Raw genomic sequence first — 23,147 nt, forward strand, 5'->3', positions numbered from 1 at the left:
GGACCGCCCGGTGGCGGGTGCCGCCACCGGGCTCCGACCTGCGGAAACGGGCTAGTCGTTGCCTCCGAAGGCCGCGTCGAACGACGCCGACGGCGGGTCGAAGTCGTACCGCTTCAGAGTGGCAAGCGCTTCCGGCGCGCCCGCCAGCCGGTCCATTCCCGCGTCCTCCCACTCGACGGACACCGGCCCGTCGTAGCCGATGGAGCGCAGCATGCGGAACACGTCCTCCCAGGGCACGTCGCCGTGGCCGGCGGACACGAAGTCCCAGCCGCGCCGCGGGTCGCCCCAGGGAAGGTGGGAGCCGAGGCGGCCGTTGCGGCCGTCGAGCCGGGTGCGGGCCTCCTTGCAGTCCACGTGGTAGATCCGGTCGCGGAAGTCGTAGAGGAAGCCGACCGGGTCGAGGTCCTGCCAGACGAAGTGGCTGGGGTCGAAGTTCAGCCCGAACGCCGTCCGCCGGTCCACGGCCTCCAGCGCGCGGTGCGTGGTCCAGTAGTCGTAGGCGATCTCGCTCGGGTGGACCTCGTGGGCGAAGTGCACGCCTTCGGCGTCGAAGACGTCGAGGACCGGGTTCCAGCGTTCGGCGAAGTCCTCGTAGCCGCGTTCGATCATCCTCTCGGGCACCGGGGGGAACATGGCGACCAGGTGCCAGATCGACGATCCCGTGAAGCCGATGACGGTGCGGACGCCGAAGGCGGCCGCGGCCCGGGCTGTGTCCTGCAGTTCGCGGGCGGCGCGCCGCCGTACGCCCTCGGGCTCGCCGTCGCCCCAGATCCGGGCGGGCACGATCGCCCGGTGCCGTTCGTCGATCGGGTCGTCGCAGACGGCCTGGCCGACGAGGTGGTTGGAGATCGCCCAGCACTTCAGCCCGTACTTGTCGAGCAGCGCGCGCCGCCCGTCCAGGTACGAGGGGTCGGCGAGGGCCTTGTCGACCTCGAAGTGGTCGCCCCAGCAGGCGAGTTCGAGACCGTCGTAGCCGAAGTCGCGGGCGAGCCGGCAGACCTCCTCCAGGGGCAGGTCGGCCCACTGGCCGGTGAACAGGGTGAAGGGACGGGGCACGGCGAGGACCTCCTCGGACGGCGACCCGCGGACCGGCGGTCCGCGGACGGGGCACACCTGCGGGGAGCACCCCCGGGCTCCCCGCAGGTGCACGGGCCGGGTGGGGCGTCAGACGGCGGACGCAGGGACGGGGGTGTAGACGGCGTTCTTCGCGGCGCTCTCCTCCACGGCGGCGAGCACCCGCTGCACCTGGAGTCCGTCGGCGAACGACGGTGCCGGTGCGGTGTTCCCGGCGGCGACGGCGTGCACGACGTCGCGCGCCTGGTGCACGAAGGTGTGCTCGTAGCCGAGGGCGTGGCCGGGCGGCCACCATGCCTCCAGGTACGGGTGGCCGGGTTCGGTGACGAGGATGCGCCGGAAGCCGGCCGACGCGGCGGGTTCGGTGTGGTCGTGGAAGGACAGTTCGTTGAGGCGTTCCAGGTCGAAGGCGAGGGAGCCCCGTTCGCCGTTGATCTCCAGTCGCAGTGCGTTCTTGCGGCCGGCCGCCATCCGGGTCGCCTCGAAGGAGGCCAGCGCCCCGGAGGCGAGCCGCCCGGTGAACAGGGCGGCGTCGTCGACGGTGACCGGGCCGCGCCGGTCGGTTCCGGTGGCGGACAGCCCCGTCGGGACCCCGGCGAGCAGCGGCCGTTCACGGACGAAGGTCTCGGTGAGCGCGGACACCCCGACCAGCGGCTCGCCCGCAAGGTACTGCGCGAGGTCCACGGCGTGAGCGCCGAGGTCGCCGAGCGCCCCGGAGCCCGCGTGCTCGCGCTCCAGCCGCCAGGTCAGCGGGAAGTCGGGGTCGACGAGCCAGTCCTGGAGGTAGGTGACCCGCACATGGCGGAGCGCGCCGAGCCGGTCGTCGGCGATCAGCCGGCGGGCGTACGCGATCGCCGGCACCCGCCGGTAGTTGAAGCCGACCACGGCCACCTGGCCGCGTGCGGCGGCCGCTGCGGCGGCGGCCACCATCGCCTCGGCCTCGGGGACCGAGTTGGCCAGCGGCTTCTCGCACAGGACGTGCTTGCCCGCCTCCAGGGCGGCGACGGCGATCTCCGCATGGCTGTCACCCGGGGTGCAGACGTCGACCAGTTGCACATCGTCCCGGGTCACGAGGGCGCGCCAGTCGCTCTCCGCCGCCGCCCAGCCGTGCTTTGCGGCGGCGGCCCGGACGGCGACCGCGTCGCGGCCGCCGATCGCGGCGAGGACCGGCCGCAGCGGAAGGTCGAAGACGCGCCCCGCGGTGCGCCAGCCCTGTGAGTGGGCGGCACCCATGAACGCGTATCCGACCATGCCGACGCCGAGTGTCGGCGGTGCGGCCTCGCTGTCGCTGTCCCTCTGTTCCTTGCCGGCCATACGGGTTCCTCCTCGTCGGTTGCTCGATGGGGGCGGCGGAACGTCAGTTGAAGCCCGTGGGCAGGTACTGGTCGACGTTGTCCTTGGTGACGACGGCCGAGTAGAGGGTGACCGAGGCGGGGACCTCGAGCTCCGCCATGCCGCCGATGCCCTTGCCCTGGCCGAGGGCGCGGGCGAGGTCGATGGCGGACGCGGCCATCGTCGGGGGGTAGAGGACGGTCGCCTTCAGCACGCCGTTGTCGGCCTTGATGGCGTCCATCGCGGACTTGGCGCCGGCGCCGCCGACCATCAGGAAGTCGTCCCGGCCGGCCTGCTGGATGGCACGGAGGGCGCCCACGCCCTGGTCGTCGTCGTGGTTCCACAGCGCGTCGAACCGCTTCTGCGCCTGGAGCAGCTGGGCCATCCTGGCCTGGCCGGACTCGACGGTGAACTCGGCGGCCTGGCGGGCGACCTTGCGGATGTTGGGGTAGTTCCTGAGGGCGTCGTCGAAGCCCTGGGTGCGCTGCCTGGTGAGTTCCAGGTTGTCCATGCCGGCGAGTTCGATGACCTTGGCGTTCGGTCTGTCCTTGAGCTGCTCGCCGATGAAGCGGCCCGCGTTGAGACCCATGCCGTAGTTGTCGCCGCCGATCCAGCAGCGGTAGGCCTGCGGGGAGGCGAAGACGCGGTCCAGGTTGACCACGGGGATGCCGGCCTTCATGGCCTGCAGTCCGACCTGGGTGAGGGCCTTGCCGTCGGCCGGCAGGATCACCAGGACGTCGACCTTCTTGTTGATGAGGGTCTGGATCTGGCCGATCTGGGCGGCGGTGTCGTTGGAGCCCTCGGTGATCTCCAGGGTGACGTCCGCGTACTTCCCGGCGCGCTGCTTGGCGTTGGCGTTGATGGCCGCGAGCCAGCCGTGGTCGGCCTGCGGGCCGGCGAAGCCGATGGTGACGGGCTTGCCGGGCTCGTCGTCGGCGGCGGGCGCGTTGCCGGTGGCCGTGCCGGCGTTCTTCGGCTCGTTGCCGGTGCAGGCGGTGAGGAGGGCGCCGGCGGAGACGGCGGCGGTGCCGAACAGCAGTCCTCTGCGGCTGGTGGCGGGGATTTCTGGCATGGCGGTTCAACCCCTCTGGGTTCGGGCGTGCGGGTGGGCCGGGACGTGCGGGGCGGCTCCGGGGCGGGGGCGAGGAGGTGTCAGCGGCGCGGGATCACGTCTCGCCGTTGCGCAGGGTGCTGCGCTGGACCAGGACGGCGGCCACGATGATCGCTCCCTTGGCGATCTGCTGGACGGCGCTCTCCAGGTTGTTGAGGGCGAAGATGTTGGTGATGGTGGTGAAGACGAGGACGCCGAGGACGGAGCCGACGATGGTGCCGCGGCCGCCGCTGAGCAGGGTGCCGCCGATGATCGCCGCGGCGATGGCGTCGAGTTCGTAGAGGTTGCCGTTGGTGTTCTGGCCGGAGCCGGAGAGGACGATGAGCAGGAAGGCCGCGATGCCGCAGCACAGTCCGGACAGCAGGTAGAGGTGGAGCCGCTGGCGGCGTACGTCGATGCCGGCGAGCCGGGCCGCTTCGGCGTTGCCGCCGACGGCGACGGTGCGGCGTCCGAAGGTCGTCCGGTTCAGCAGCAGCCAGCCGAGGACGGTGACGGCGGCGAAGACCAGCACCAGCGGCGGGATGCCGAGGAGGTAGGAGTCGGGGACGCCGAGGTCCAGCACCGGCTGGACGGTCACGATCTGCGTCTTGCCGTCGGTGATCTGCAGGGCGAGGCCGCGGGCCGAGGCGAGCATGGCGAGGGTCGCGATGAACGGCACCATCCCGCCGTAGGCGATGAGCAGGCCGTTGACCAGTCCGCAGCCGACGCCGACGACGATCGCGGTGAACAGGATGCCCGCGAAACCGTACTCCTGGGTGGCGACGGTGGTCGCCCACACGGAGGCGAGGGCGACGATCGCGCCGACGGACAGGTCGATGCCGCCGCTGGTGATGACGAAGGTCATGCCGACGGTGACGACGCCGATGACGGACGCCTGGGTGAGCACCAGTTGGAGGTTGGAGGTGTCCAGGAAGGCGTCGGGTCTGGTGATGCCGCCGACCGCGACGAGCACGGCGAGGACGCCGAGGAGCGAGAGGTTGCGGACGTCGGCGCGCAGTCCCGGGGCGGGCCGGGCGGCCTTGGCGGCCGGGGGCGGGATCGCGGGCGGCGGCGGGGCCTCGGAGGCGGGCTGCGTCATGAGCTCGGGCTCCCTTCCATGACGAGGTCGAGTACGCGGTGCTCGTCCAGCTCCCCGGCGGGCGCCGTGTGGACGACGCGGCCTTCCCGGAGCACCAGCACCCGGTCGGCGAGGCCCAGCACCTCGGGGATCTCGCTGGAGACGAGGAGGACGGCGAGTCCTTCGTCGGCGAGCCGGCGGATGACGGCGTAGAGCTCGGCGCGGGCGCCGACGTCGACGCCGCGGGTGGGTTCGTCGAGCAGCAGGACGCGGCAGCCGCGCAGCAGCCAGCGGGCGAGGACGGCCTTCTGCTGATTGCCGCCGGACAGGGTGCGGATGCGGGCGTCGGGGTCGTCGGGGCGCAGCGACAGCTCGCGGGTGGCCCGGCGGGCTTCGCGGCGCTCGGCGCCGCGGTCGAGCCAGCCGCCCCGGGAGAAGCGGGAGAGGGAGGACACGGACACGTTGCGGGTGACGGATTCGAGCATCAGCAGGCCCTGGGCCTTGCGTTCCTCGGGGGCGAGGCCGAGGCCGGCGCGGACGGCGGAGCGCACGCTGCCGGGCTTGAGGGTGCGGCCGTCGACGGTGACGCGGCCGGTGCTGGGCTTGCGGGCCCCGTACACGGTCTCCAGGATCTCGGAACGCCCGGAGCCGACCAGTCCGGCGAGCCCGAGGATCTCGCCCGGGCGCAGTTCGAGGTCGACGGGTGCGAACTCGCCGTCGCGGCTGAGGCCTTCGACGCGGAGCACGGGGGCGGCCCGGGGCGGGGCCGCGGGGTGGTCGGGGAAGACGTACTCGACGTTGCGGCCGGTCATCATGGCAACGATGTCGCGCGTGGGCGTGGCCTTGGCGGGCAGTCCCCCGGCGACGGCACGCCCGTCCTTGAGGACGGTGACCCGGTCGCCGATGCGGCGGATCTCCTCCAGACGGTGGGAGATGTGGACGACGGCGACGCCGTCGGCGGTGAGGTCGGCGACGATGCGGAAGAGGTTGTCGGTCTCGTCGGGGTCGAGGGCGGCGGAGGGTTCGTCCATGACGATGAGGCGCACGTCGTGGGAGAGGGCGCGGGCCATGGAGACGATCTGCTGCTGGGCGGCGGAGAGGCCGCCGACCCGGCGGCCGGGGTCGATCTCGGGGTGGCCGAGGCGGCGGAGCAGCGCGGCGGCGGCGCGGCGGGCCTCGCGGCGGCGGACGACGAACCCGGCGGCGGTGGGTTCATGGCCGAGGAAGACGTTCTCGGCGACCGACAGGCCCTCCACCAGGTCGAGTTCCTGGTAGATGGTGGCGATGCCGAGGCGCATGGCGGCGATGGGCGACCTGAGCGCGACGGGTTCGCCGCGCCAGGTGATCCGTCCGTCGTCGGGCTGGTGGGCTCCGGCGAGGACCTTGATGAGGGTGGACTTGCCTGCGCCGTTCTGGCCGAGCAGGCAGTGGACCTCGCCGGCCTGGACGTCGAGGTCGACGCCGTCGAGGGCGCGGACGCCGGGGAACGACTTGGTGATGCCGGACATCGTGAGCAGCGGTGGTGCGGACGGGTCCTGCGGTGAAGGCGGTGTGGGTGGTTCTGGCGCCATGGCGGATCCCCTCGGCGGGTGCGGCCGGTGAGCGGGCAGGGTGGAACCGGGTGCGTGGTGCCGTGGTGCGTTGCGGGCCGACCGGTCCGGGCGGATCAGGCCGGGGAGAACAGGTGGTCGCTGATGAGCCGGGCCGCGCCGATCACTCCGGCGGTGGGGCCCAGTTCGCCCAGCACGATGGGGAGGTTGCCGGTGGCCAGCGGCAGGGACTGCCGGTAGACCTGGGTACGGACGCTGGCGAGCAGGGTGTGGCCGAGCCCGGTGACACCGCCGCCGATCACGACCAGTCCGGGGTTGAAGAAGCTGACGAGTCCGGCGATGACCTGGCCGACGCGGTTGCCGCCCTCCCGGATCAGCTCGAGTGCGGTGGAGTCGCCGGCGGCGGCCGCGGTGGCGACGTCGGCGGCGGTGAGCCGGCCCACGGTCTCCAGGCGCGCGGCGAGCTCGGGCGACTGTCCGTTGCGGGCCGCCTCCTCGGCGTCGCGGGCGAGTGCCGCGCCGCTGAAGTGGGCTTCCAGGCAGCCCCTGTTGCCGCAGGCGCAGGCGCGTCCCTCGGCCTCGACCCGGATGTGGCCGATGTCGCCGGCGCTGCCGGTGGTGCCGCGGTGGACCTCGCCGCCGACGACGATGCCGCAGCCGATGCCGGTACCGATCTTGATGCAGAGGAAGTCGCCGACGGAGCGGGCCACGCCGGCGTGCTGCTCCCCCATCGCCATCAGGTTCACGTCGTTGTCGACCATGACGGGGCAGCCGAGTTCCTGGCTGAGGGCCTCTCGCACCGGGAAGCCGTCCCAGCCGGGCATGATCGGCGGTGCGACGGGGACGCCTTCGGGGTAGCGGACCGGTCCGGGTACGCCGATGCCGGCACCGTCGAAGCCTTCGGCGAGTCCGGAGACCTTCAGTTTGGCCGCCATCGCGAGGACCTGCTCGAAGACGGCGACCGGGCCCTCGCGTACGTCCATCGGCTGGTTGAGGTGGCCGAGGACCTCCAGTTCGGCGTTGGTGACGGCGACGTCGACGGAGGTGGCGCCGATGTCGACGCCGAGGAAGCGCAGGTTCGGGGCGAGCCGGATGTTGTGGGAGCGTCGGCCGCCCCGGGAGGCGGCGAGGCCGTCGGCGACGACCAGTCCGGTCTCCAGCAGCCGGTCGATCTCGACGGCGAGCTTGGAACGGGAGAGGTCGACCTGGTCGCCCAGCTGGGCGCGGGAGTTGGGGCCGCCGTCGCGCAACAGCCTGAGCAGTCGCGCCTGGTGCGCGTTGGCGGGTCGAGCCGTCATGCGTCTCACGCGCCCCTCCCCTCCTCCGGCCGTCGGCACGGGGGATCCCGGTCAGCCGTTCCGTCGGGCTTTCGAGGGGAACGTAGCAGCGCTTTCTCCGAGGGGGAAGAAGTTGGGCAGCAATCCACCACAACTTTCTCCACACCCAGGACAAAGCGCGGGCGGGGTGGCGAACGCGGCGCCGGGCTGGGCGTGGTCCGCGCGGTGCCGTCAGGGTTTGAGGTGGCTGAAGCCGACCTCGTAGCGGTCGACGGAGACGATCCGCTGGCCCTCCCGGCGGGCCGTGTCCACGCGGAGGCGGTCGGCCTTCTCCTCACTGGCCAGCATGGTCTCCTCGTCCTCCCACAGGGTCAGCGAGACGGACCTCCCCGTGGCCCGGTCGACGAACCAGTACACGCCGAGGAAGCCGGGAAGTCCCCGGACCTGCTGGACGACCGTTTCCGCGTGCGCGGACAGATCGCCCCCGGGGGGCACGGGCGACCCCTCGTACCTGCTCAGTCTCGCGAACATCGCAGCTCCCCTTCCTCCGCGGCCGAGGCCGGGCGGTCGGCAGCCCCAGGACCAGCGTGCCCCGTCCCCCGGCCGCCCGCACGCCGCGGCGCCGGACCCCGCGGGCGCCCGGGGCGCTCGGGCAGGGGCGCTCGGGCCACGCGGGGCACGGGAGCCGGTCGCGGGTGGCGGTCCCGAGGTGGGCCGGTGGCCGGACCTGCCGACGTTTCCGCGGTCGTGTGCGGAGCGGGGCCCACGGCCCTCGGCCGGACGCCGTGGGTGAGGGCCCGTCACGGGCGTCCGGGGCCGGCCAGGGTGCGGTCCGTCTCCCGCGGCGACCAGCGGGCGGTGAGCAGCAGTGCGATGTCGTCCGGGCGGTCCGTGGCCTGGCGCGCTCCCCGGATCAGCCGGTCGGCGGTGTCGGCGATCGTGATCCGGCTGACCCGGCTGAGGGTGGAGCGCAGCCGCTCGACGCCCGCGTCGATGTCGGTGCCCGCCTCCTCGATCAGCCCGTCGGTGAAGAGGGCCAGCACCGCCCCCGGGCCCAGGGTGAGTTCGGAGACCGGGTAGTGCTCCTCCGCGTCGACGCCGAGGATGAGCCCGCCGGGCAGGTCGAGCACCTCGGTCGTGCCGTCGGGCCCGCGCAGCAGCGGCTGGGGGTGCCCGGCGCGCACGGCCTGCGCGGTTCCGGTCGCCGGGTCGAGGAGTACGTAGCAGCACGTGGCGAACTGCGCCGGGTCCAGATCGATGAGGAGCCGGTTGGTCCCGCTCATCACCTCGTCGGGTTCCCGGTCGGCGAGGGCGAACGCCCGCACCGCGCTGCGCAGCTGGCCCATGATGGCGGCGGCGGGGACGCCGTGGCCCTGGACGTCGCCGATGACGAGGGCGAGGCCGCGGTCCGTGTCGATGACGTCGTACCAGTCGCCGCCGACGTCCATGCCCTGCGTACCCGGGAGGTAGCGGCCGACGGTCTCGACGTCCTTGACGACGGGCAGTCGGTGCGGCAGCAGGGCGGCCTGGAGCCCGCGGGCCAGCGCGGACTCGTTGTCGTAGCGCTGGGCGCGTTCGAGGGCCTGCGCGATGAGTCCGGCGAGGGCGGTGAGGACGGTGCGTTCCTCGGGGGTGAAACCGCGCGGGTGGTCGAAACCGAGGATGCAGGAACCGACGGGCCGGCCGGATGCGATCAGCGGCAGGAAGGCACGCGCGCCGACGGATGCGTCGATCGCGAGCCCGGGATAGGCCGCGGCCAGCTTGTCCATGGACTCGAAGAAGATCGGGCGACCGGTGGTGAGGGTTTCCACGCCGGGGATGCGGGCGTCGAGCCCGACCCCGTCGAAGGGCGCGAGGAAACCGGCCGGGAAACCGGTCTCCCAGGCCAGGTAGAGATGGCGCTCGTGGAGGACGTAGATGGCCAGCTGCCGGCCGCCGAACGCGGGCAGCAGCTCCTCCGTGACGACCGCCGAGACCTGGCGGGCGGTGACGGCCTCGGTGAGGGCGATCGCGAGGGCGACCGGCCGGTACAGGGCACTGGCGCGGTCGGCGGGCGAGGCGAAGGTGCCCAGGCCGGCGCCGGGGAAGCTGACGGAACCCGGTGTGTAGTCGGGGCGCTCGGCGGCCGCGAGGGTTCCGGTCACCCCTTCCCGGCCGGGGAAGAGGGAGACCGTGACCCAGTCGTCCTCCGCGCGGCCGGCGCGGAACTGGACGGGCGTGAGCGCGAGCAGCGCCGCCCGGTAGTGGTCCCAGTAGCCCGGGCGGTCGAGCCACGGCACGGCCTCCCACAGCACCCGGCCGACGAGCTGGTCGCGAGGCGTCCCGATGAGGTCCTCGGCGCTGTGGTTGGCGTAGGTGATGCGGCAGGAGCGGTCGAGGGAGAACAGCCCGTCCGGGAGCCGGTCGCCGGCCTCCCCGGCGACCACTCCGGTGCCGAGGTCGATGAGGGACCCGGTGACACGGCGCGCGCCGATGCCGGGGGCCGCACGGACCGGGCGGCCGGTCAGTTCCACCAGGGACGGCGGGTCGTCGTCGCGGCAGATCCGGATCCGGCGCACCACGTTGCGGCCGGTCTGGGCCGCCTCGCGGGCCACCGCCCACAACTGGTAGGCGTCCTCGGGCGTGACGTGGGCGGTGAGCCCGCCGATGGTGCCCGGGAAGCCGGCGGGGTCGACTCCGAGGATGGCGCAGAGTTCCTCGTCGGCGATGAGCGCCCCGCTGCCGAGGTCCCAGTCGAACGTACCGATGCGCACGGGACGGGCCGTCGGGTCGGGGGGCTGGACGGCGAAGGGCTCACCGTCCCAGCGGACGGGGGTGCCGTCGTGGTGGAGTTCGCCGAGGGCGGCGCCCAGCCGCTTGCCCGCGTCGGCGAAGCGCCGCCGGTCGGCCTCGGCGACCGGTTGCCCCGCGGTGGCGGGGCCCAGGGCCACCAGAACGCCGAAGCGCTCGTCGCCGCTCCTGACCGGCGCGTAGAGGGAGCTCAACGGGAACGGCAGACCGGCCATGAGCTGTGGGAAGCGTTGCATGGCCTCTTCGCCGTCGGCGAGGTGGATGAGCTGGGAGCGGCGGTGGCACTCGGCGACGGGGAAGGGCCTGTTGACGTGCATGCGCCACCACGGACGCATCAGCTCCCCGGGGAGTCCCACGACCACGGCGAGGCGCAGCAGACCGGGCGTCCCGGAGCGCAGATACACACCGCCGGCATGGCCCCCTACCGCGCCGATCGAGTGGACCGCGGCCTCGGCGAGCACCAGTCCGAGCTCGTCCAGGGGGTGGACCGCGCCGCCACTCGTCCCGCGCTCCGGCCCGCGCTCCGTGCGCGCGCCGGGCCTGGCCGCGCCGTACCGGGTCACATAGAAAGGATGCGCCAGGGCCGCGGGGGCGCGCACCTCAGGCCTCGGGCGCGGGCGGAGCGGGCGCCCGGACCCCGCCTCGCGGCCGGCCGGGCGGCGTCGGGCTCCGGCAGCGTACGGTCCGACAGCAGCTGGTCGGCCGCGATGGGCTACGGTCCGCAGACCGCCGAGCGCGTTCCTCAGGGGCAGCGGACGACCTGGCCCGCGTACGACAGGTTTCCGCCGAACCCGAAGAGGAGCGCGGGTGCTCCCGACGGGATGTCGCCGCGTTCGAGCAGCCGGGCGAGGGCCATCGGGATCGAGGCGGCCGAGGTGTTGCCGGACTCGACGACGTCACGGGCCACGACGGCGTTCACCGCACCGATCCGCTCGGCGACGGGCTCGATGATCCGCAGGTTGGCCTGGTGCAGTACGACGGCGGCGAGGTCCTCGGGCGCCACCGAGGCCCGTTCGCAGACCTGGCGGGCGATCGGCGGGAGCTGGGTGGTGGCCCAGCGGTAGACGGACTGGCCCTCCTGCGCGAAGCGGGGCGGAGTGCCCTCGATCCGAACCGCGTGCCCCATCCCGGGGACCGAGCCCCACAGCACGGGACCGATGCCCGCGTCGCGCTCGTCGCAGGCCTCCACCACCGCGGCGCCGGCCCCGTCGCCGACGAGGACGCAGGTGGTGCGGTCGGTCCAGTCGGTGACGGCGGACATCTCGTCGGCGCCGATGACGAGGGCGCGGACGGCGGAGCCGGCCCGGATCGCGTGGTCGGCGGTGGCGAGGGCATGGGTGAAGCCGGCGCAGACGACATTGAGGTCCATGACCGCCGGGGAGCCCATCCCGAGCCTGGCGGCGACGCGGGCCGCGGTGTTCGGGGAGCGGTCCGTCGCGGTCGAGGTGGCGACGAGGACGAGGTCGATGTCGGCGGGGGCGAGCCCGGCGGCGGCGAGGGCCTTCGCGGCGGCGTGGGCGGCCAGCTCGTCCACCGGCTCGTCGGGGCCCGCGATGTGGCGCGTCCGGATGCCGACCCTGCTGGTGATCCATTCGTCGCTGGTGTCGACCATCCGCGCCAGGTCCCCGTTGGTGAGTACCCGGGCGGGCCTGTGGTGCCCGAGCGCGGCGATACGAGTGCCGGTCATGCCCGGGCACCCCCTTTGTGTCGAGGTCAGGAACGATCCAGTCTCGTCGGCGACCGGCGGGTAGGAGGGCGGCCGAACCGACAGGATTCACCCGCGCGTGTTGGAGGCTCCGCCCAGTCGGCGGCAGCCGGGCGGACGCGAGGCGGGCTCAGCGCACGGGGGGTTCGTGGATCCCGAAGGGCGAGCCCTGGTCGTCGCGGCAGAACCGGAAGCGGCCGAAGCGCGTGACGCCGTCCTCCGTCTCGGCGTCGGGGCCCTCGACCGTGCCGCCCAGTTCGACGATCCGTTCGAGCGCCGACGCGAGGTCGTCGACCTTGAAGAAGACGTACGGCACGGCTTCGGCGTCGGCCCCGTGCACCCCGCCGGGGACGGTGGGCGTGGTGACCGCGAAGCCGGTGCCGCCCGGCACGTCCTCGAAGGTCCAGCCGAAGAGCCCGCCGTAGAAGGTGCGGGCCTTCCTGGGGTCCTCGACGCCGAGTTCGAAGAACGAGATCTCCCCGGCCATCAGCGGCTCCTGTCGTCCGACGAGGGATGTCGCCGTCCACGCTGCCACAGGTCCTGCCGGCGGCGACGGCACGGGACCGCGCATACGGGCACGGCCCGCGCCGGGCGCGGCGGACCGTACAGGACAATGAGATCGTCGCCGAAGCTCTCGCGCCCCCGCACGAGGCCGCACGGCGCACCGCGAACGCTCCAACGCACAGAGTCGGGACTGATCACCATGGGACGGGTCACCGAGCGCCGCCGCACCATCCGGATCAGGAACGGGTCGGTGACCGCCCGGTCGGACACCCTCGTCGCCGAGGAACCACTCGAGATCCGGCTGAACGGCCGACCGCTGGCGATCACCATGCGCACCCCGGGCGACGACTTCGCCCTCGCGGCCGGCTTCCTGGTCAGCGAGGGCGTGGTCGGCTCCGCCGCGGAACTGCGGTCGATCGTGTACTGCGCCGGCGCCAGGGACGACGGCACCAACGCCTACAACGTCGTCGACGTGCAGCTCGCGCCCGGCGTCCCCGTCCCCGACATCACGCTCGAACGCAACGTCTACACCACGTCCTCGTGCGGTCTGTGCGGCAAGGCCAGTCTCGACGCGGTGCGCACCACCGCCCGGTTCCCGATCGCCGACACCCCCCCGGTCCGGATCGGGCCCGGACTGCTCTCCGTCCTCCCCGACCGGCTGCGAGCGGCGCAACGCGTCTTCGACCGGACCGGGGGCCTGCACGCCGCCGCGCTCTTCTCCGAGGAGGGCGAGCTGCTCGACGTCCGCGAGGACGTCGGCCGGCACAACGCCGTGGACAAGCTGATCGGCCGCGCGGTGCGCGAGGACCTGCTGCCGTTGTCGCGGGCGATCCTGCTGGTGTCGGGCAGGGCGTCGTTCGAGCTGGCGCAGAAGGCGGTCATGGCGGGGATCCCGGTGCTCGCGGCGGTCTCCGCACCGTCCTCCCTGGCCGTCGACCTGGCGGCGGAGACCGGGCTTACCCTGGTCGGCTTCCTGCGCGGGCCGGACATGAACGTGTACGCGGGCGAGGAACGCGTCGCCCTTCACTCCCGGGTGTGACGGACCCGGCCCGAGGGGAACGCCGCTCGCGCCGGCCGGGTCCTCGCCCGCGGGACGGCCTCAGCTCGTGGAGACCCGGGCCGAGCCGGACCCGATGGCGGCCTCCGCCGGCCGCGGGTCCGCCGCCCGCCGCCGGGCGATGACCGCGCAGACCATCAACTGGAGCTGGTGGAACAGCATCAGCGGAAGCACGGTCAGGCTCGCCTGAGCGCCGAAGAGGACGCTCGCCATCGGAAGCCCCGCCGCCAGGCTCTTCTCGGAGCCGGCGAACTGGATGGCGATCCGGTCCGCGCGGCCGAAGCCGAGGCGCTTCGGCCCGTACCAGGTGAGCGTGAGCATCACCGCGAGGAGTGCCGCCTCGACGAGCAGCAACGCGCCCAGCCGCCCCGGGGTGACCTGGTGCCAGATGCCGGAGACCATGCCCTGGCTGAACGCGGTGTAGACGACCAGCAGGATCGAACCGCGGTCGACGATGCCCAGCAGCCGGCGCCGGCGCGCGAGGAAGCCCCCGATCCAGCGGCGCAGCAACTGCCCCGCCAGGAACGGCGCCAGCAGCTGGAGCACGATCCTCAGCAGCCCGTCCGCCGAGAGACCGCCGCTGCCGTTGCCGAGGAGCAGGGCGGCCAGCAGCGGGGTGAGCACGATCCCGGCGAGGCTTGAGAAGGATCCGGCGCAGACCGCCGCGGGGACGTTGCCGCGGGCCATCGAGGTGAAGGCGATGGAGGACTGGATCGTCGACGGCACCAGGCACAGGAAGAGCAGCCCGTCGTGGAGCGACGGGGTCAGCACCGCGGGGACGAGACCGCCCGCGGCGAGGCCCAGCAGTGGGAAGACCGCGAAGGTGGCGGCCGACACCGTCGCGTGGAGCCGCCAGTGCCGCAGCCCCGCCAGGGCCTCCCTGGCCGACAGCCGGGTTCCGTAGAGGAAGAAGAGCAGGGCGACGGCCCCGGTGGAGGCCCCGCCCGCGACGGTGGCCGCGGTTCCGGAGGCGGGGAGCAGCGCGGCGAGGAGCACGGTGCCGAGCAGCGTGAGGACGTAGGGATCGACCGGCAGCCGGAACGGCGGGCGGAGGGAGGCGCGGCGGCTCATGTGCTCCACTTGTTGCTCTCGGTGGGGACGTGCCTCTCCATGCTCCATGCCTCCCCGGCGATCGGGAATCCCGTACACCGCTCTGACTGTCATCACAAATCTCGATGAGCGGCTAGCATGGGGACGTGTACGACCCCGGCCTGCTGCGGACGTTCCTCGCCGTGGCGCAGACCCTGAGCTTCACCCGGGCGGCACGCCGGCTGGGCGTGCGGCAGTCGACCGTCAGCCAGCACGTGCGGCGGCTCGAGGAGGCGGCGGGGCGGCAGCTGTTCACCCGGGACACCCACAGCGTGGAACTCACCGAGGACGGCGAGGCGATGCTGGGCTTCGCCCGGACCATCCTGGAGGCTCACGAACGGGCGGCCGCCTTCTTCACGGGCACCCGGCTGCGGGGCCGACTCCGCTTCGGGGCCTCCGAGGACTTCGTGCTGACCCGTCTCCCCGAGATCCTGGAGTCGTTCCGCCGCGAGCATCCCGAGGTCGACCTGGAACTGACCGTCGAGCTGTCCGGCACGCTGCACGAGCTACTGGGGGCGGGCCGGCTCGACCTCGTCCTCGCCAAGCGCCGCGCCGGCGGCACCCACGGCGACCTGGTCTGGCAGGACACGCTGACCTGGATCGGCGCGCCTCGGCTGAGGCTGGACCCGGAACGTCCGGTGCCGCTGATCGTGTTCCCACCGCCCGGCATCACCCGGGCGCGGGCGCTGGAGGTACTGGAGGCGCACGGCCGGGCGTGGCGCATCGCCTGCACGAGCGGGAGCCTGAGCGGACTGGTCGCGGCGGCGCGCGCGGGGCTGGGTGTGATGGCCCATACGCGCGGGTTGATCCCGCCCGGTCTGGTCCCGGTCCCGGCCCGTGCGGGACTGCCGGAGCTGGGGGACGTGGACTTCGTCCTGTTGCACGGCCACCGGGCAGGCGCGCGCCACGGAACCCGGGAGGCGGCGGACGCGCTCGCCGCCGCGATCCTCGCCGGCGTCGACCGGCTGCACCGCCCGGCGGACGGCACGCGCTGACCCGGCGCCCTGACGGCGGCAGGCACAGGCTGCCGGCGGTCGGCAGCCACGCCCGGCGACCGACCGCGACCGCGACCACCGACGGAACCGGAGGGGCCCGGCACCGGGCGGCAACCTCCGAACTCCGTCCGCGGACACCCAAACCGGACACAGAAGGCAGACCGGGGCGTGTTTGCCCGGTACAGATTCGGTGCAGATTCGTGCGAGTGTCATTTGCTCTTCGGCCAGAACACGGCCCGCCCGTAACGGTGTTGGCCGAATTCATGCGGCTGACCAGCGTCGATGCGAAACATACCGAGTTGCTGAAGGCTCTCCCGCACGAACGCCCGGTGGGGTACCGTCACCGGCGCTGTGCGGAGCGCCACAAGGAGCAGGTCATTGCGTGAGTTCACGGTTCCCCCCTTGGCGACGGCACCCCCTGTCGGCGGGCTGGCGGATGCCGTGTTCGACCACGCCCTGACCGACCCCGGCCGGGTGGCCCTCGGCCGCAAGGACGAGGACGGCGCGTGGCACGACGTGTCGTCCGCAGCGTTCCGTGACGAGGTGCTCGCGCTCGCCAAGGGGCTGCTCGCCCAGGGGGTGAGGTTCGGCGACCGCGTCGCGATCATGTGTCGCACCCGTTACGAGTGGACGCTGTTCGACTTCGCGCTGTGGGCCGTGGGCGCCCAGTCCGTACCGGTGTACCCCACCTCGTCCGCCGAGCAGGTCCTGTGGATGATGCACGACGCCGAGGTCTCGGCCTGCATGGTCGAGCACGAGGACCACGCCATGACCGTCGGCTCGGTCATCGACCGGCTGCCGCACCTCAAGCGGCTGTGGCAGCTCGACAGGGGGGCGGTCGACGAGCTCTTCGCGGCGGGCGAGCACATCGACGACGACGTGGTGCACCGGCACCGCAGGGCCGTGACCCCGGAGTCCATCGCCACGGTGATCTACACCTCCGGCACCACCGGCCGGCCCAAGGGGTGCGTGCTCACGCACGCCAACTTCATGTACGAGACCGAGACGCTGGTCGGCCGCTGGGAGCCCGTGTTCCACTCCGAGCCGGGCGACGAGGCCGCGACGCTCCTCTTCCTGCCGCTCGCGCACGTCTTCGGCCGGATGGTGGAGGTCGCGGCGATCCTGGGACGGGTCAAGCTGGGCCACCAGCCGGTGCTCCAGGCCACCGCCCTGATCGCCGACCTCGCCTCGTTCCGGCCGACGTTCATCCTGGCCGTCCCGTACATCTTCGAGAAGGTCTTCAACGCCGCGCGGCGCAAGGCGGAGGCCGCGGGCAGGGGCGGGCCGTTCGACAAGGCCGTCGACGTGGCGGTGCGGTACGCGGAGGCCGTGGAGCACCGCGCCTTCGGCCTCGGCCCCGGCCCGTCGGCGAGCCTGCGCCTGCAGCACCAGTTCTTCGAGAAGGTCGTCTACACCAAGGTCCGGGAGGCCATGGGCGGCCGGGTGCGGCACGCGATGTCCGGCGGTTCGGCCATGGACCGCCGACTCGGGCTGTTCTTCGCGGGCGCCGGCGTCACCGTCTTCGAGGGATTCGGCCTGACGGAGTCCTCCGCCGCGGCCACCGCGAACCCCCCGGAGCGCACCAAGTACGGCACGGTCGGGCAGCCGATCCCCGGTACGACGGTGCACATCGCCGAGGACGGCGAGGTGTGGCTGCACGGACCGCAGGTCTTCTCCGGCTACCTCAACGACCCCAAGGCGACGGACGCCGTCCTCAAGGACGGCTGGCTGGCCACCGGGGATCTCGGGGCCCTGGACGAGGACGGCTATCTGACGATCACGGGCCGGAAGAAGGAGATCCTGGTGACGTCCGGCGGCAAGAGCGTGTCGCCGATCGGCCTGGAGGAGCGGGTGCGGGCGCACCCGCTGGTGGCCCAGTGCATCGTCGTCGGCAACGACCGCCCCTACATCGCGGCGCTGGTCACCGTGGATCACGAGGCCGTCGAGCACTGGCTCGCGATGCGCGGCCGGCCGGCGATGAGACCGGCGGACCTGGTGCGCGACCCGGACCTGGAGACGGAGATCCGGCGGGCGGTGGTGGCGGCCAACACGCTCGTCTCGCAGGCCGAGTCCATCCGTACCTTCCGGATACTGGCGCATCCGTTCAGCGAGGAGCACGGGCTGCTGACGCCGTCGCTGAAGCTGAAGCGCAAGGCGATCGAGACGGCGTACGCGACCGAGGTGGACGCCCTCTACCGCTGAGGTGTTCAGGGCACGGGACCGTCCGTGGCGGAGAGAGCGGCCTTGAGGACGGGACGGCTGCTCGGGGTGCCCGGCGGTGCCTCCCGGGTCACCGGGACACAAGGGGACAGAGCCGAACGCGATGTTCACATTCATGCACCACGTTCAGCAATGTGCAATAGGGTCGCGGCAGGCGGACCGCCGGTCGACGGTTGCGGTCGATCCCGCTGCGGGGGCTGCCCGGAACGCCGGACGTTCCCCTCGGGAATGCGTCCGCCCGAATGATCGTTGACCATGGAGCAACACCCGACCGACGTAAGGATCGACCGCTCGTGAGCAAGGTCCCCTCCATCACCCTCAACAACGGCGTCGCCATGCCGCAGCTCGGCTACGGCGTGTGGCAGGTGCCGGACGACGAGGCGGCGAAGGCCGTCGGCGCGGCCCTGGAGGCCGGTTACCGCAGCATCGACACGGCTGCCGTCTACGAGAACGAGAAGGGTACCGGCAAGGCCGTCGCGGCCTCCGGGATCCCCCGCGAGGAGCTGTTCGTCACCACCAAGCTCTGGAACGGCGACCAGGGCCACGACTCGACGCTCCGCGCCTTCGACGCCTCACTCTCCCGGCTCGGCCTCGATTACGTGGACCTGTACCTGATCCACTGGCCGGTGCCGTCCAAGAACGCGTACGTGGACACGTACAAGGCGTTCGAGACCATCCTCGCCGAGGGCCGCGCCAAGGCCGTCGGCGTCTCCAACTTCCTGCCCGAGCACCTGGAGCGGCTGCTCGGCGAGACCTCGGTCGTCCCGGCCGTGAACCAGATCGAGCTGCACCCCCAGCTCCAGCAGGGCGAGTCCCGGGCCTTCCACGCCAAGCACGGCATCGCCACCGAGGCGTGGTCGCCGCTGGGCTCGGGCCGCGGACTGCTGGAGGTGCCGACGATCGTCGCGGTCGCGCAGAAGCACGGGAAGACCCCGGCACAGGTCGTGCTCCGCTGGCATCTGCAGCTCGGGAACGTCGTGATCCCCAAGTCCGTGACGCCCTCGCGGATCCGGGAGAACATCGACGTCTTCGGCTTCGAGCTGGACGACGACGACCTCGCGGCGTTCGCCGCCCTCGACGAGGGCCGGCGCCTCGGCCCCGACCCGGCCACGTTCACCATGGGCGCCTGAGGCACCGGGGCGCACTCCGGAGCCGGTGCGGCCGCCGCGGAGGCGGCCGCACCGCCGTTCCTCCGAGGCGCAACGGCCGTCCGGTGCCTCGGGGGTGGTCGTCCCGTTCACGTGGAGGACGCTCATCCCGCGGCCGTCCCGTTCGCCCGCGGGCGTGGACGCGCACCCTACCCCGACCCGAACCCGCCACCGGCGACCGGCATTCGCCGCCATCGGCCACCCAAATTCTGCTTATGCTTCTGCCGTGTTCGATTCCCGGTACATCAGGACTTTCCACGAGGTGGTCAGGACCGGCTCGTACTCGGCGGCCGCCCGTTCGCTCGGCTACACCCAGCCCGCGGTCAGCCAGCAGATGAAGGCGCTGGAGCGGGATGTCGGCACCCCCCTCTTCACCCGGGTCGGGCGCGGCATCAGGCTCACCGAGGCCGGAGAGGCGCTGACCCGGCACGCCGGGACGATCCTCGACAGCCTCTCGGCGGCGCAGCAGCAGATCGACGCCATCGCCCGACTGCGCTCGGGACGCGTGCGGGTGTGCGCGTTCCCCAGCGCCTGTGCGACCCTCATCCCGGAGACCATGGCCGCCGTCGCGGCCGAACACCCGGGCATCCGCATCGAGTTGACCGAGAGCGAACCTCCCGAGTCACTGCGGCTGGTGGCCCGCGGCGATTGCGACATCGCCCTGGCCTTCAGTTATCCCGGCCACACCGCCGAGATCCCCGACGAGCTGGCCGAAGTGCCCCTGCTGGAGGACCCCCTGACGGTACTGCTGCCCACCGGCCACCCACTGTCCAGACGGCGGGCCGTACGGCTGGCGGACCTCGCCTGCGAGCGGTGGATAGCCGGCTGCCTGCGCTGTCGCGCCAACTTCCTGCACGCCTGCGCCGAGGAGGGGTTCGCACCCGACATCGCCTGCACCACGGACGACAACCTGGTGATGCAGAGCCTCGTGGCCTCGGGTGTGGGCATCGCCATGGTGCCGCAGCTCGTGCTCTCGTTCCTGTGCCACGCCAAGGTGACGGGGAGGATCGTGGAACCGCACACCCGTCGCCGGGTCGGCGCGTACGCGCTGCGGGAGCAACTGCGCATCCCCGCCACCGCGCTGGTGCTGGACCGTCTCGTCGCAGTGGCCGAGCGCAAGGCCGGCTGCTGAGCCTCCGTGCCGCCGCCCTCGGCGCCCGCTCCTGGCCGAACGCTCCCACCGGCGCCCGGGCTCCTTCTCCCCATCCATAAGCGGACGTTGAGGACCCTGCAAGCGATCGCTCCTGGACGTCTCCGGACGGCCGGGCGGACGCTGCGGGCATGACGACTGCGAACCCCGCCACCCTCACCGCTCCCGCCACGACCGCCAGGCTCCGTTCCCTGGTGACGGACATACGGGAGACCGTGAACCGCGGCCTTCCTCCCGAGCCCACGGCCTACATGGTGGCGGAGAGGCTCCTGCCGCACCTCGGCCGGCCCGATCTGCTCACGGCGGCGCAGTGCGAGGGCGACCCGGCGAACTACCGCCAGCACGTGCTGCACGCCGAGCGAGACGGCAGCTTCTCGGTGGTCGCCCTGGTCTGGCTGCCCGGACAGTGCACGCCCGTCCACGACCATGTGTCGTGGTGCGTGACGGGGGTCCACCGGGGCGAGGAGCACGAGCGACGCTACCGCCTGGTCCCGCACGGCACGACCGCCCGGCTCGTCGCCACCGGGGACGTGGTGAACCCGGCCGGGACGGTCGCCGCGTTCGCCCCGCCCGGCGACATCCATCTCGTCCGCAACTCCGGGACGGATACGGCCCTGTCCCTGCATGTGTACGGCGCCGACATCGCCCGCCTCGGCACCAGCATCCGGCGCGTCTACGACCTGCCCGCGGACCGGTGACGGCCCTCGCGGGCCCCCGCGCCCGGCGCGCCACCTCCCCGGAGCGGCCCACCGGGCCGGTTCCGGGGCTGGCGCTCGCCGCCGCCGGAGTGGCCTCGGCCTGGCTGGTGCACCGGGCCGTGCCCGCTCTGCCGATGCTCACCGCGGCCGTCGTCCTGGGCGCCGCCGCCGCACACACCCCGTGGCTGGCCACGCGGGTCCGGGGCCGCTGCCGCGGGGGCCTGACACTGGCCGCGAAACGCCTGATGCGCGCCGGGATCGTCCTGCTCGGGCTCAAGCTGGGCCTGGCGGACGTGCTGGGGCTGGGGTGGGCGACGGTGGCGATGGTGCCGGCCGTGGTGGCTGCCGCCTTCTGCGGCACGTGGTGGCTCGGGCGGCGACTGGGGCTGCCGGGCGACCAGCCGCTGCTGATCGCCGCGGGCTACTCCATCTGCGGGGCCTCCGCGATCGGGGCGGTGGGCTCCGTGCACGACAGCGACGACGAGGACATGGTCACGTCCGTCGCACTCGTGACGCTCTGCGGCACCCTCGCCATCGCCGTCCTGCCCCTGCTGCACGGACCGCTGGGACTCACCGACGTCCAGTTCGGGCGGTGGGTGGGTGCGGGCGTCCACGACGTGGGCCAGGTGGTGGCCACCGCCGGCACGGCCGGACCGGCGGCACTGGGCGAGGCCGTCCTGGTGAAGCTCCTGCGGGTGGCGCTGCTGGCACCGCTGGTCGCCGTGCTCGTCGTCGCGGCCCGCCGCCGCGGCCGGGGCACCCCCGGATCCGGGAGGCCGCCGCTCGTCCCGCTGTTCGTCGTGGGGTTCCTCGCCATGGTGGCCCTGCGCAGCACCGGTCTGCTGCCCGCGCAGGTCCTCGCCGCGGCCGGTGCGCTCCAGGAACTGCTGCTGGCCGCAGCACTGTTCGGCCTCGGCAGCGCGGTGCATCTGCCGTCCCTGTCCCGCACCGGGCCGAGGGTCGCCCTGCTCGGGCTGACCGCCTGGGCGCTGATCGCGACGGCGGCGTACGCGGGGGTGCTGCTCACCGCCTGATCCTCCGGTCCGCTCCCGGCACGCCGCGGCCCGGCCCCGGCCGGCGGCTTCGTGCGCCCCGGTTCCGGAGCCCCGGAGCCCCGGACCCCCGTCCGCCCTTTACCGGAGCGCCCGGGCCCCTGTCCGCACGGCCCGGGAGCGCCACCCGGCGCCTGTCCGCCCCGCTACCCGTCCCCCGGCTCCTATTCGCGCCGGGCCGTGTGCACGGTGCGGGCCGCCAGCATGAAGCAGTCCGGGCGGCGCATCAGTCCCTCCTCGTCGTCCGCGTCCAGCAGCCGGTCCAGCACGGCGACGTCGTCGGCGTCCAGTCGTCCCGCCAGGGCCTGGCGCTGCCACGAGAGGCCGGAGACCAGCCCCTCGCGCACGGCGTCGGTCACCGGAGCCGGCAGATCGAGGAGGAAGGAGCGGGTGAGGGCGGGCGTGAGTCCGGCGGCGGCGAGCAGGGCACGCCAGTTCTCGACCTCCGGCTTCGCACCGGGCAGGGCAGCGCGCATGTCGGCGAACCAGGTGGCCGCGGCGGCCTCGAGGCGGCTCTCCAGGCCGGGCCGCCCGATGCCGATGTCGCGCGGCAGATGGCGTGCCGGCAGTCCGCCCTCGAGGAGCGCGAGCAGCCCGCCGGGCCGGAGCAGACCGGCGAGTCCGGTGAGCGCGGCGCGCTGGTCGCCGACGTGGTGCAGGGAACCGCTCGCCCAGATCAGATCCGCCGGACCCAGCTCGGCGATGCCGTCGGGGAGTTCGGCGACGTGGGTGCCGAATCGTTCGCCGAGGCCGGCGCGGTCGGCGCGGGCCCGGGCCAGCTCCAGCAGGCCGGGGGTGGCGTCGACGGCGACCACCTCCGCCTGCGGGAAGACCTCCGCCAGCAGGACGCCGACCGCTCCGGGGCCGCTTCCGACGTCGAGGACACGGCGCACCGATCCGGCGGGGAGCACGTCCCGCACCCAGTGAGCGATCTGCTCGTACAGCGGGAGGCTGAGTGCGGCCTCGCGTTCGAGCAGCGTGGCGAACTCCTCCCAGTCGATGTGCGTCGTGTCGTGGCCGTCGCCGTGGCCGTGGTGCGCGTGGCCGGCGGGGGTTCCGTGGTCGTGAGGACTCATGGCGTCAGAGTGCGCACGGAAGGGCCGTCCTGGCGAGTCTTCTTGCCGTTCCGGCAAAACGGTGCGGTCCCCCGGCGCCGGGCGGGGGCGTACGCACCCGCCCGGACCGGTGCGGACGGACCCGCGCGGCACGGATCGCAGGTGGATCCACGAGGCCCTGGTCGGTGCGCCCGGGATGCGTGCCGACCGAGCGGAGTACCGCCCGGCCTCCGCGACACGGGCCCACCCGGTGCGCCCGGCCACGACGCCCACCGGGTCCGCG

Annotated in this window: 19 protein-coding genes; 7 read left to right on the forward strand and 12 right to left on the reverse strand. The window is 73.2% G+C overall.

Going from position 1 to position 23,147, the window contains the following annotated elements; genetic code table 11:
* Positions 1-51 precede the first annotated feature (51 nt).
* The 10 genes from O7595_RS04790 to O7595_RS04835 all read right to left on the reverse strand — a co-directional run bounded on the left by O7595_RS04790 (position 52) and on the right by O7595_RS04835 (position 12,383).
* Positions 52-1,056 carry a sugar phosphate isomerase/epimerase family protein gene (locus tag O7595_RS04790; RefSeq protein WP_269727475.1) on the reverse strand — a complete coding sequence of 335 codons (1,005 nt, stop codon included), beginning with the start codon at positions 1,054-1,056 and terminating at the stop codon, positions 52-54.
* Positions 1,057-1,164: 108 nt separating this feature from the next.
* Complete coding sequence (locus O7595_RS04795; protein ID WP_269727476.1) at positions 1,165-2,388, reverse strand: Gfo/Idh/MocA family protein; 1,224 nt, start codon at positions 2,386-2,388, stop codon at positions 1,165-1,167.
* A 43-nt stretch (positions 2,389-2,431) separates the two neighbouring features.
* Entirely contained in the window at positions 2,432-3,478 is a 1,047-nt protein-coding gene (locus tag O7595_RS04800; protein WP_269727477.1) for a substrate-binding domain-containing protein, read from the reverse strand.
* A 94-nt stretch (positions 3,479-3,572) separates the two neighbouring features.
* Entirely contained in the window at positions 3,573-4,595 is a 1,023-nt protein-coding gene (locus tag O7595_RS04805) for an ABC transporter permease (RefSeq protein ID WP_269727478.1), read from the reverse strand.
* Positions 4,592-6,082, reverse strand: a complete 1,491-nt coding sequence (locus O7595_RS04810; RefSeq protein ID WP_269732364.1) for a sugar ABC transporter ATP-binding protein — start codon at positions 6,080-6,082, stop codon at positions 4,592-4,594. Before O7595_RS04810 ends, O7595_RS04805 begins: the two co-directional genes overlap by 4 nt.
* Before the next feature lie 158 nt (positions 6,083-6,240).
* Positions 6,241-7,422, reverse strand: a complete 1,182-nt coding sequence (locus tag O7595_RS04815; protein WP_269732365.1) for an ROK family transcriptional regulator — start codon at positions 7,420-7,422, stop codon at positions 6,241-6,243.
* Positions 7,423-7,632: 210 nt separating this feature from the next.
* Positions 7,633-7,932, reverse strand: coding sequence for a hypothetical protein (locus O7595_RS04820; protein WP_269727479.1), 300 nt, complete (start codon positions 7,930-7,932; stop codon positions 7,633-7,635).
* Positions 7,933-8,201: 269 nt separating this feature from the next.
* A complete protein-coding gene (locus tag O7595_RS04825; RefSeq protein ID WP_269727480.1) occupies positions 8,202-10,790 on the reverse strand; it encodes a SpoIIE family protein phosphatase in 2,589 nt (862 codons plus the stop codon).
* 143 nt (positions 10,791-10,933) lie between these two features.
* Entirely contained in the window at positions 10,934-11,878 is a 945-nt protein-coding gene (locus tag O7595_RS04830; RefSeq protein ID WP_269727481.1) for a beta-ketoacyl-ACP synthase III, read from the reverse strand.
* 148 nt (positions 11,879-12,026) lie between these two features.
* A complete protein-coding gene (locus tag O7595_RS04835; RefSeq protein WP_269727482.1) occupies positions 12,027-12,383 on the reverse strand; it encodes a VOC family protein in 357 nt (118 codons plus the stop codon).
* Positions 12,384-12,599: 216 nt separating this feature from the next.
* On the opposite strand from O7595_RS04835, the gene fdhD reads away from it, so the two are divergent.
* Positions 12,600-13,439, forward strand: a complete 840-nt coding sequence (gene fdhD, locus O7595_RS04840; protein WP_269727483.1) for a formate dehydrogenase accessory sulfurtransferase FdhD — start codon at positions 12,600-12,602, stop codon at positions 13,437-13,439.
* 60 nt (positions 13,440-13,499) lie between these two features.
* Here the strand turns inward: fdhD and O7595_RS04845 are convergent, their stop codons facing one another.
* Positions 13,500-14,528, reverse strand: a complete 1,029-nt coding sequence (locus O7595_RS04845) for a bile acid:sodium symporter family protein (RefSeq protein WP_269727484.1) — start codon at positions 14,526-14,528, stop codon at positions 13,500-13,502.
* A 125-nt stretch (positions 14,529-14,653) separates the two neighbouring features.
* Between O7595_RS04845 and O7595_RS04850 the strand changes: the two genes are divergently transcribed.
* From O7595_RS04850 to O7595_RS04875, 6 genes are all read left to right on the forward strand, one after another.
* The gene (locus tag O7595_RS04850) at positions 14,654-15,541 is read left to right on the forward strand and encodes a LysR substrate-binding domain-containing protein (protein WP_269727485.1); all 888 of its coding nucleotides are present in this window, start codon (positions 14,654-14,656) and stop codon (positions 15,539-15,541) included.
* Between the two features lie 402 nt (positions 15,542-15,943).
* Positions 15,944-17,743: an AMP-dependent synthetase/ligase gene (locus O7595_RS04855; RefSeq protein ID WP_269727486.1), complete on the forward strand. Its 1,800-nt coding sequence runs from the start codon at positions 15,944-15,946 to the stop codon at positions 17,741-17,743.
* A 311-nt stretch (positions 17,744-18,054) separates the two neighbouring features.
* The gene (locus O7595_RS04860; RefSeq protein WP_269727487.1) at positions 18,055-18,891 is read left to right on the forward strand and encodes an aldo/keto reductase; all 837 of its coding nucleotides are present in this window, start codon (positions 18,055-18,057) and stop codon (positions 18,889-18,891) included.
* 244 nt (positions 18,892-19,135) lie between these two features.
* Entirely contained in the window at positions 19,136-20,041 is a 906-nt protein-coding gene (locus O7595_RS04865; protein ID WP_269727488.1) for a LysR family transcriptional regulator, read from the forward strand.
* A gap of 149 nt (positions 20,042-20,190) precedes the next feature.
* Complete coding sequence (locus tag O7595_RS04870) at positions 20,191-20,757, forward strand: cysteine dioxygenase family protein (protein WP_269727489.1); 567 nt, start codon at positions 20,191-20,193, stop codon at positions 20,755-20,757.
* A complete protein-coding gene (locus O7595_RS04875) occupies positions 20,754-21,791 on the forward strand; it encodes a YeiH family protein (RefSeq protein ID WP_269727490.1) in 1,038 nt (345 codons plus the stop codon). Before O7595_RS04870 ends, O7595_RS04875 begins: the two co-directional genes overlap by 4 nt.
* 182 nt (positions 21,792-21,973) lie before the next feature.
* Here O7595_RS04875 and O7595_RS04880 read toward each other — a convergent pair whose 3' ends face one another.
* On the reverse strand, positions 21,974-22,885 hold the full coding sequence (locus O7595_RS04880; RefSeq protein ID WP_269727491.1) for a class I SAM-dependent methyltransferase: 912 nt from the start codon (positions 22,883-22,885) through the stop codon (positions 21,974-21,976).
* Positions 22,886-23,147 lie beyond the last annotated feature (262 nt).

Source organism: Streptomyces sp. WMMC940, from assembly GCF_027460265.1.
Classification (GTDB): domain Bacteria; phylum Actinomycetota; class Actinomycetes; order Streptomycetales; family Streptomycetaceae; genus Streptomyces.

What these genes read in the sequence shown, in the direction of transcription:
- O7595_RS04795 (WP_269727476.1), bottom strand. Translation starts at nt 2,388, where the DNA reads ATGGCCGGCAAGGAACAGAGGGACAGCGACAGCGAGGCCGCACCGCCG.
- O7595_RS04800 (WP_269727477.1), bottom strand. Translation starts at nt 3,478, where the DNA reads ATGCCAGAAATCCCCGCCACCAGCCGCAGAGGACTGCTGTTCGGCACC.
- O7595_RS04805 (WP_269727478.1), bottom strand. Translation starts at nt 4,595, where the DNA reads ATGACGCAGCCCGCCTCCGAGGCCCCGCCGCCGCCCGCGATCCCGCCC.
- O7595_RS04810 (WP_269732364.1), bottom strand. Translation starts at nt 6,082, where the DNA reads ATGTCCGGCATCACCAAGTCGTTCCCCGGCGTCCGCGCCCTCGACGGC.
- O7595_RS04815 (WP_269732365.1), bottom strand. Translation starts at nt 7,422, where the DNA reads ATGACGGCTCGACCCGCCAACGCGCACCAGGCGCGACTGCTCAGGCTG.
- O7595_RS04820 (WP_269727479.1), bottom strand. Translation starts at nt 7,932, where the DNA reads ATGTTCGCGAGACTGAGCAGGTACGAGGGGTCGCCCGTGCCCCCCGGG.
- O7595_RS04830 (WP_269727481.1), bottom strand. Translation starts at nt 11,878, where the DNA reads ATGACCGGCACTCGTATCGCCGCGCTCGGGCACCACAGGCCCGCCCGG.
- O7595_RS04835 (WP_269727482.1), bottom strand. Translation starts at nt 12,383, where the DNA reads ATGGCCGGGGAGATCTCGTTCTTCGAACTCGGCGTCGAGGACCCCAGG.
- fdhD (WP_269727483.1), top strand. Translation starts at nt 12,600, where the DNA reads ATGGGACGGGTCACCGAGCGCCGCCGCACCATCCGGATCAGGAACGGG.
- O7595_RS04845 (WP_269727484.1), bottom strand. Translation starts at nt 14,528, where the DNA reads ATGAGCCGCCGCGCCTCCCTCCGCCCGCCGTTCCGGCTGCCGGTCGAT.
- O7595_RS04870 (WP_269727489.1), top strand. Translation starts at nt 20,191, where the DNA reads ATGACGACTGCGAACCCCGCCACCCTCACCGCTCCCGCCACGACCGCC.
- O7595_RS04880 (WP_269727491.1), bottom strand. Translation starts at nt 22,885, where the DNA reads ATGAGTCCTCACGACCACGGAACCCCCGCCGGCCACGCGCACCACGGC.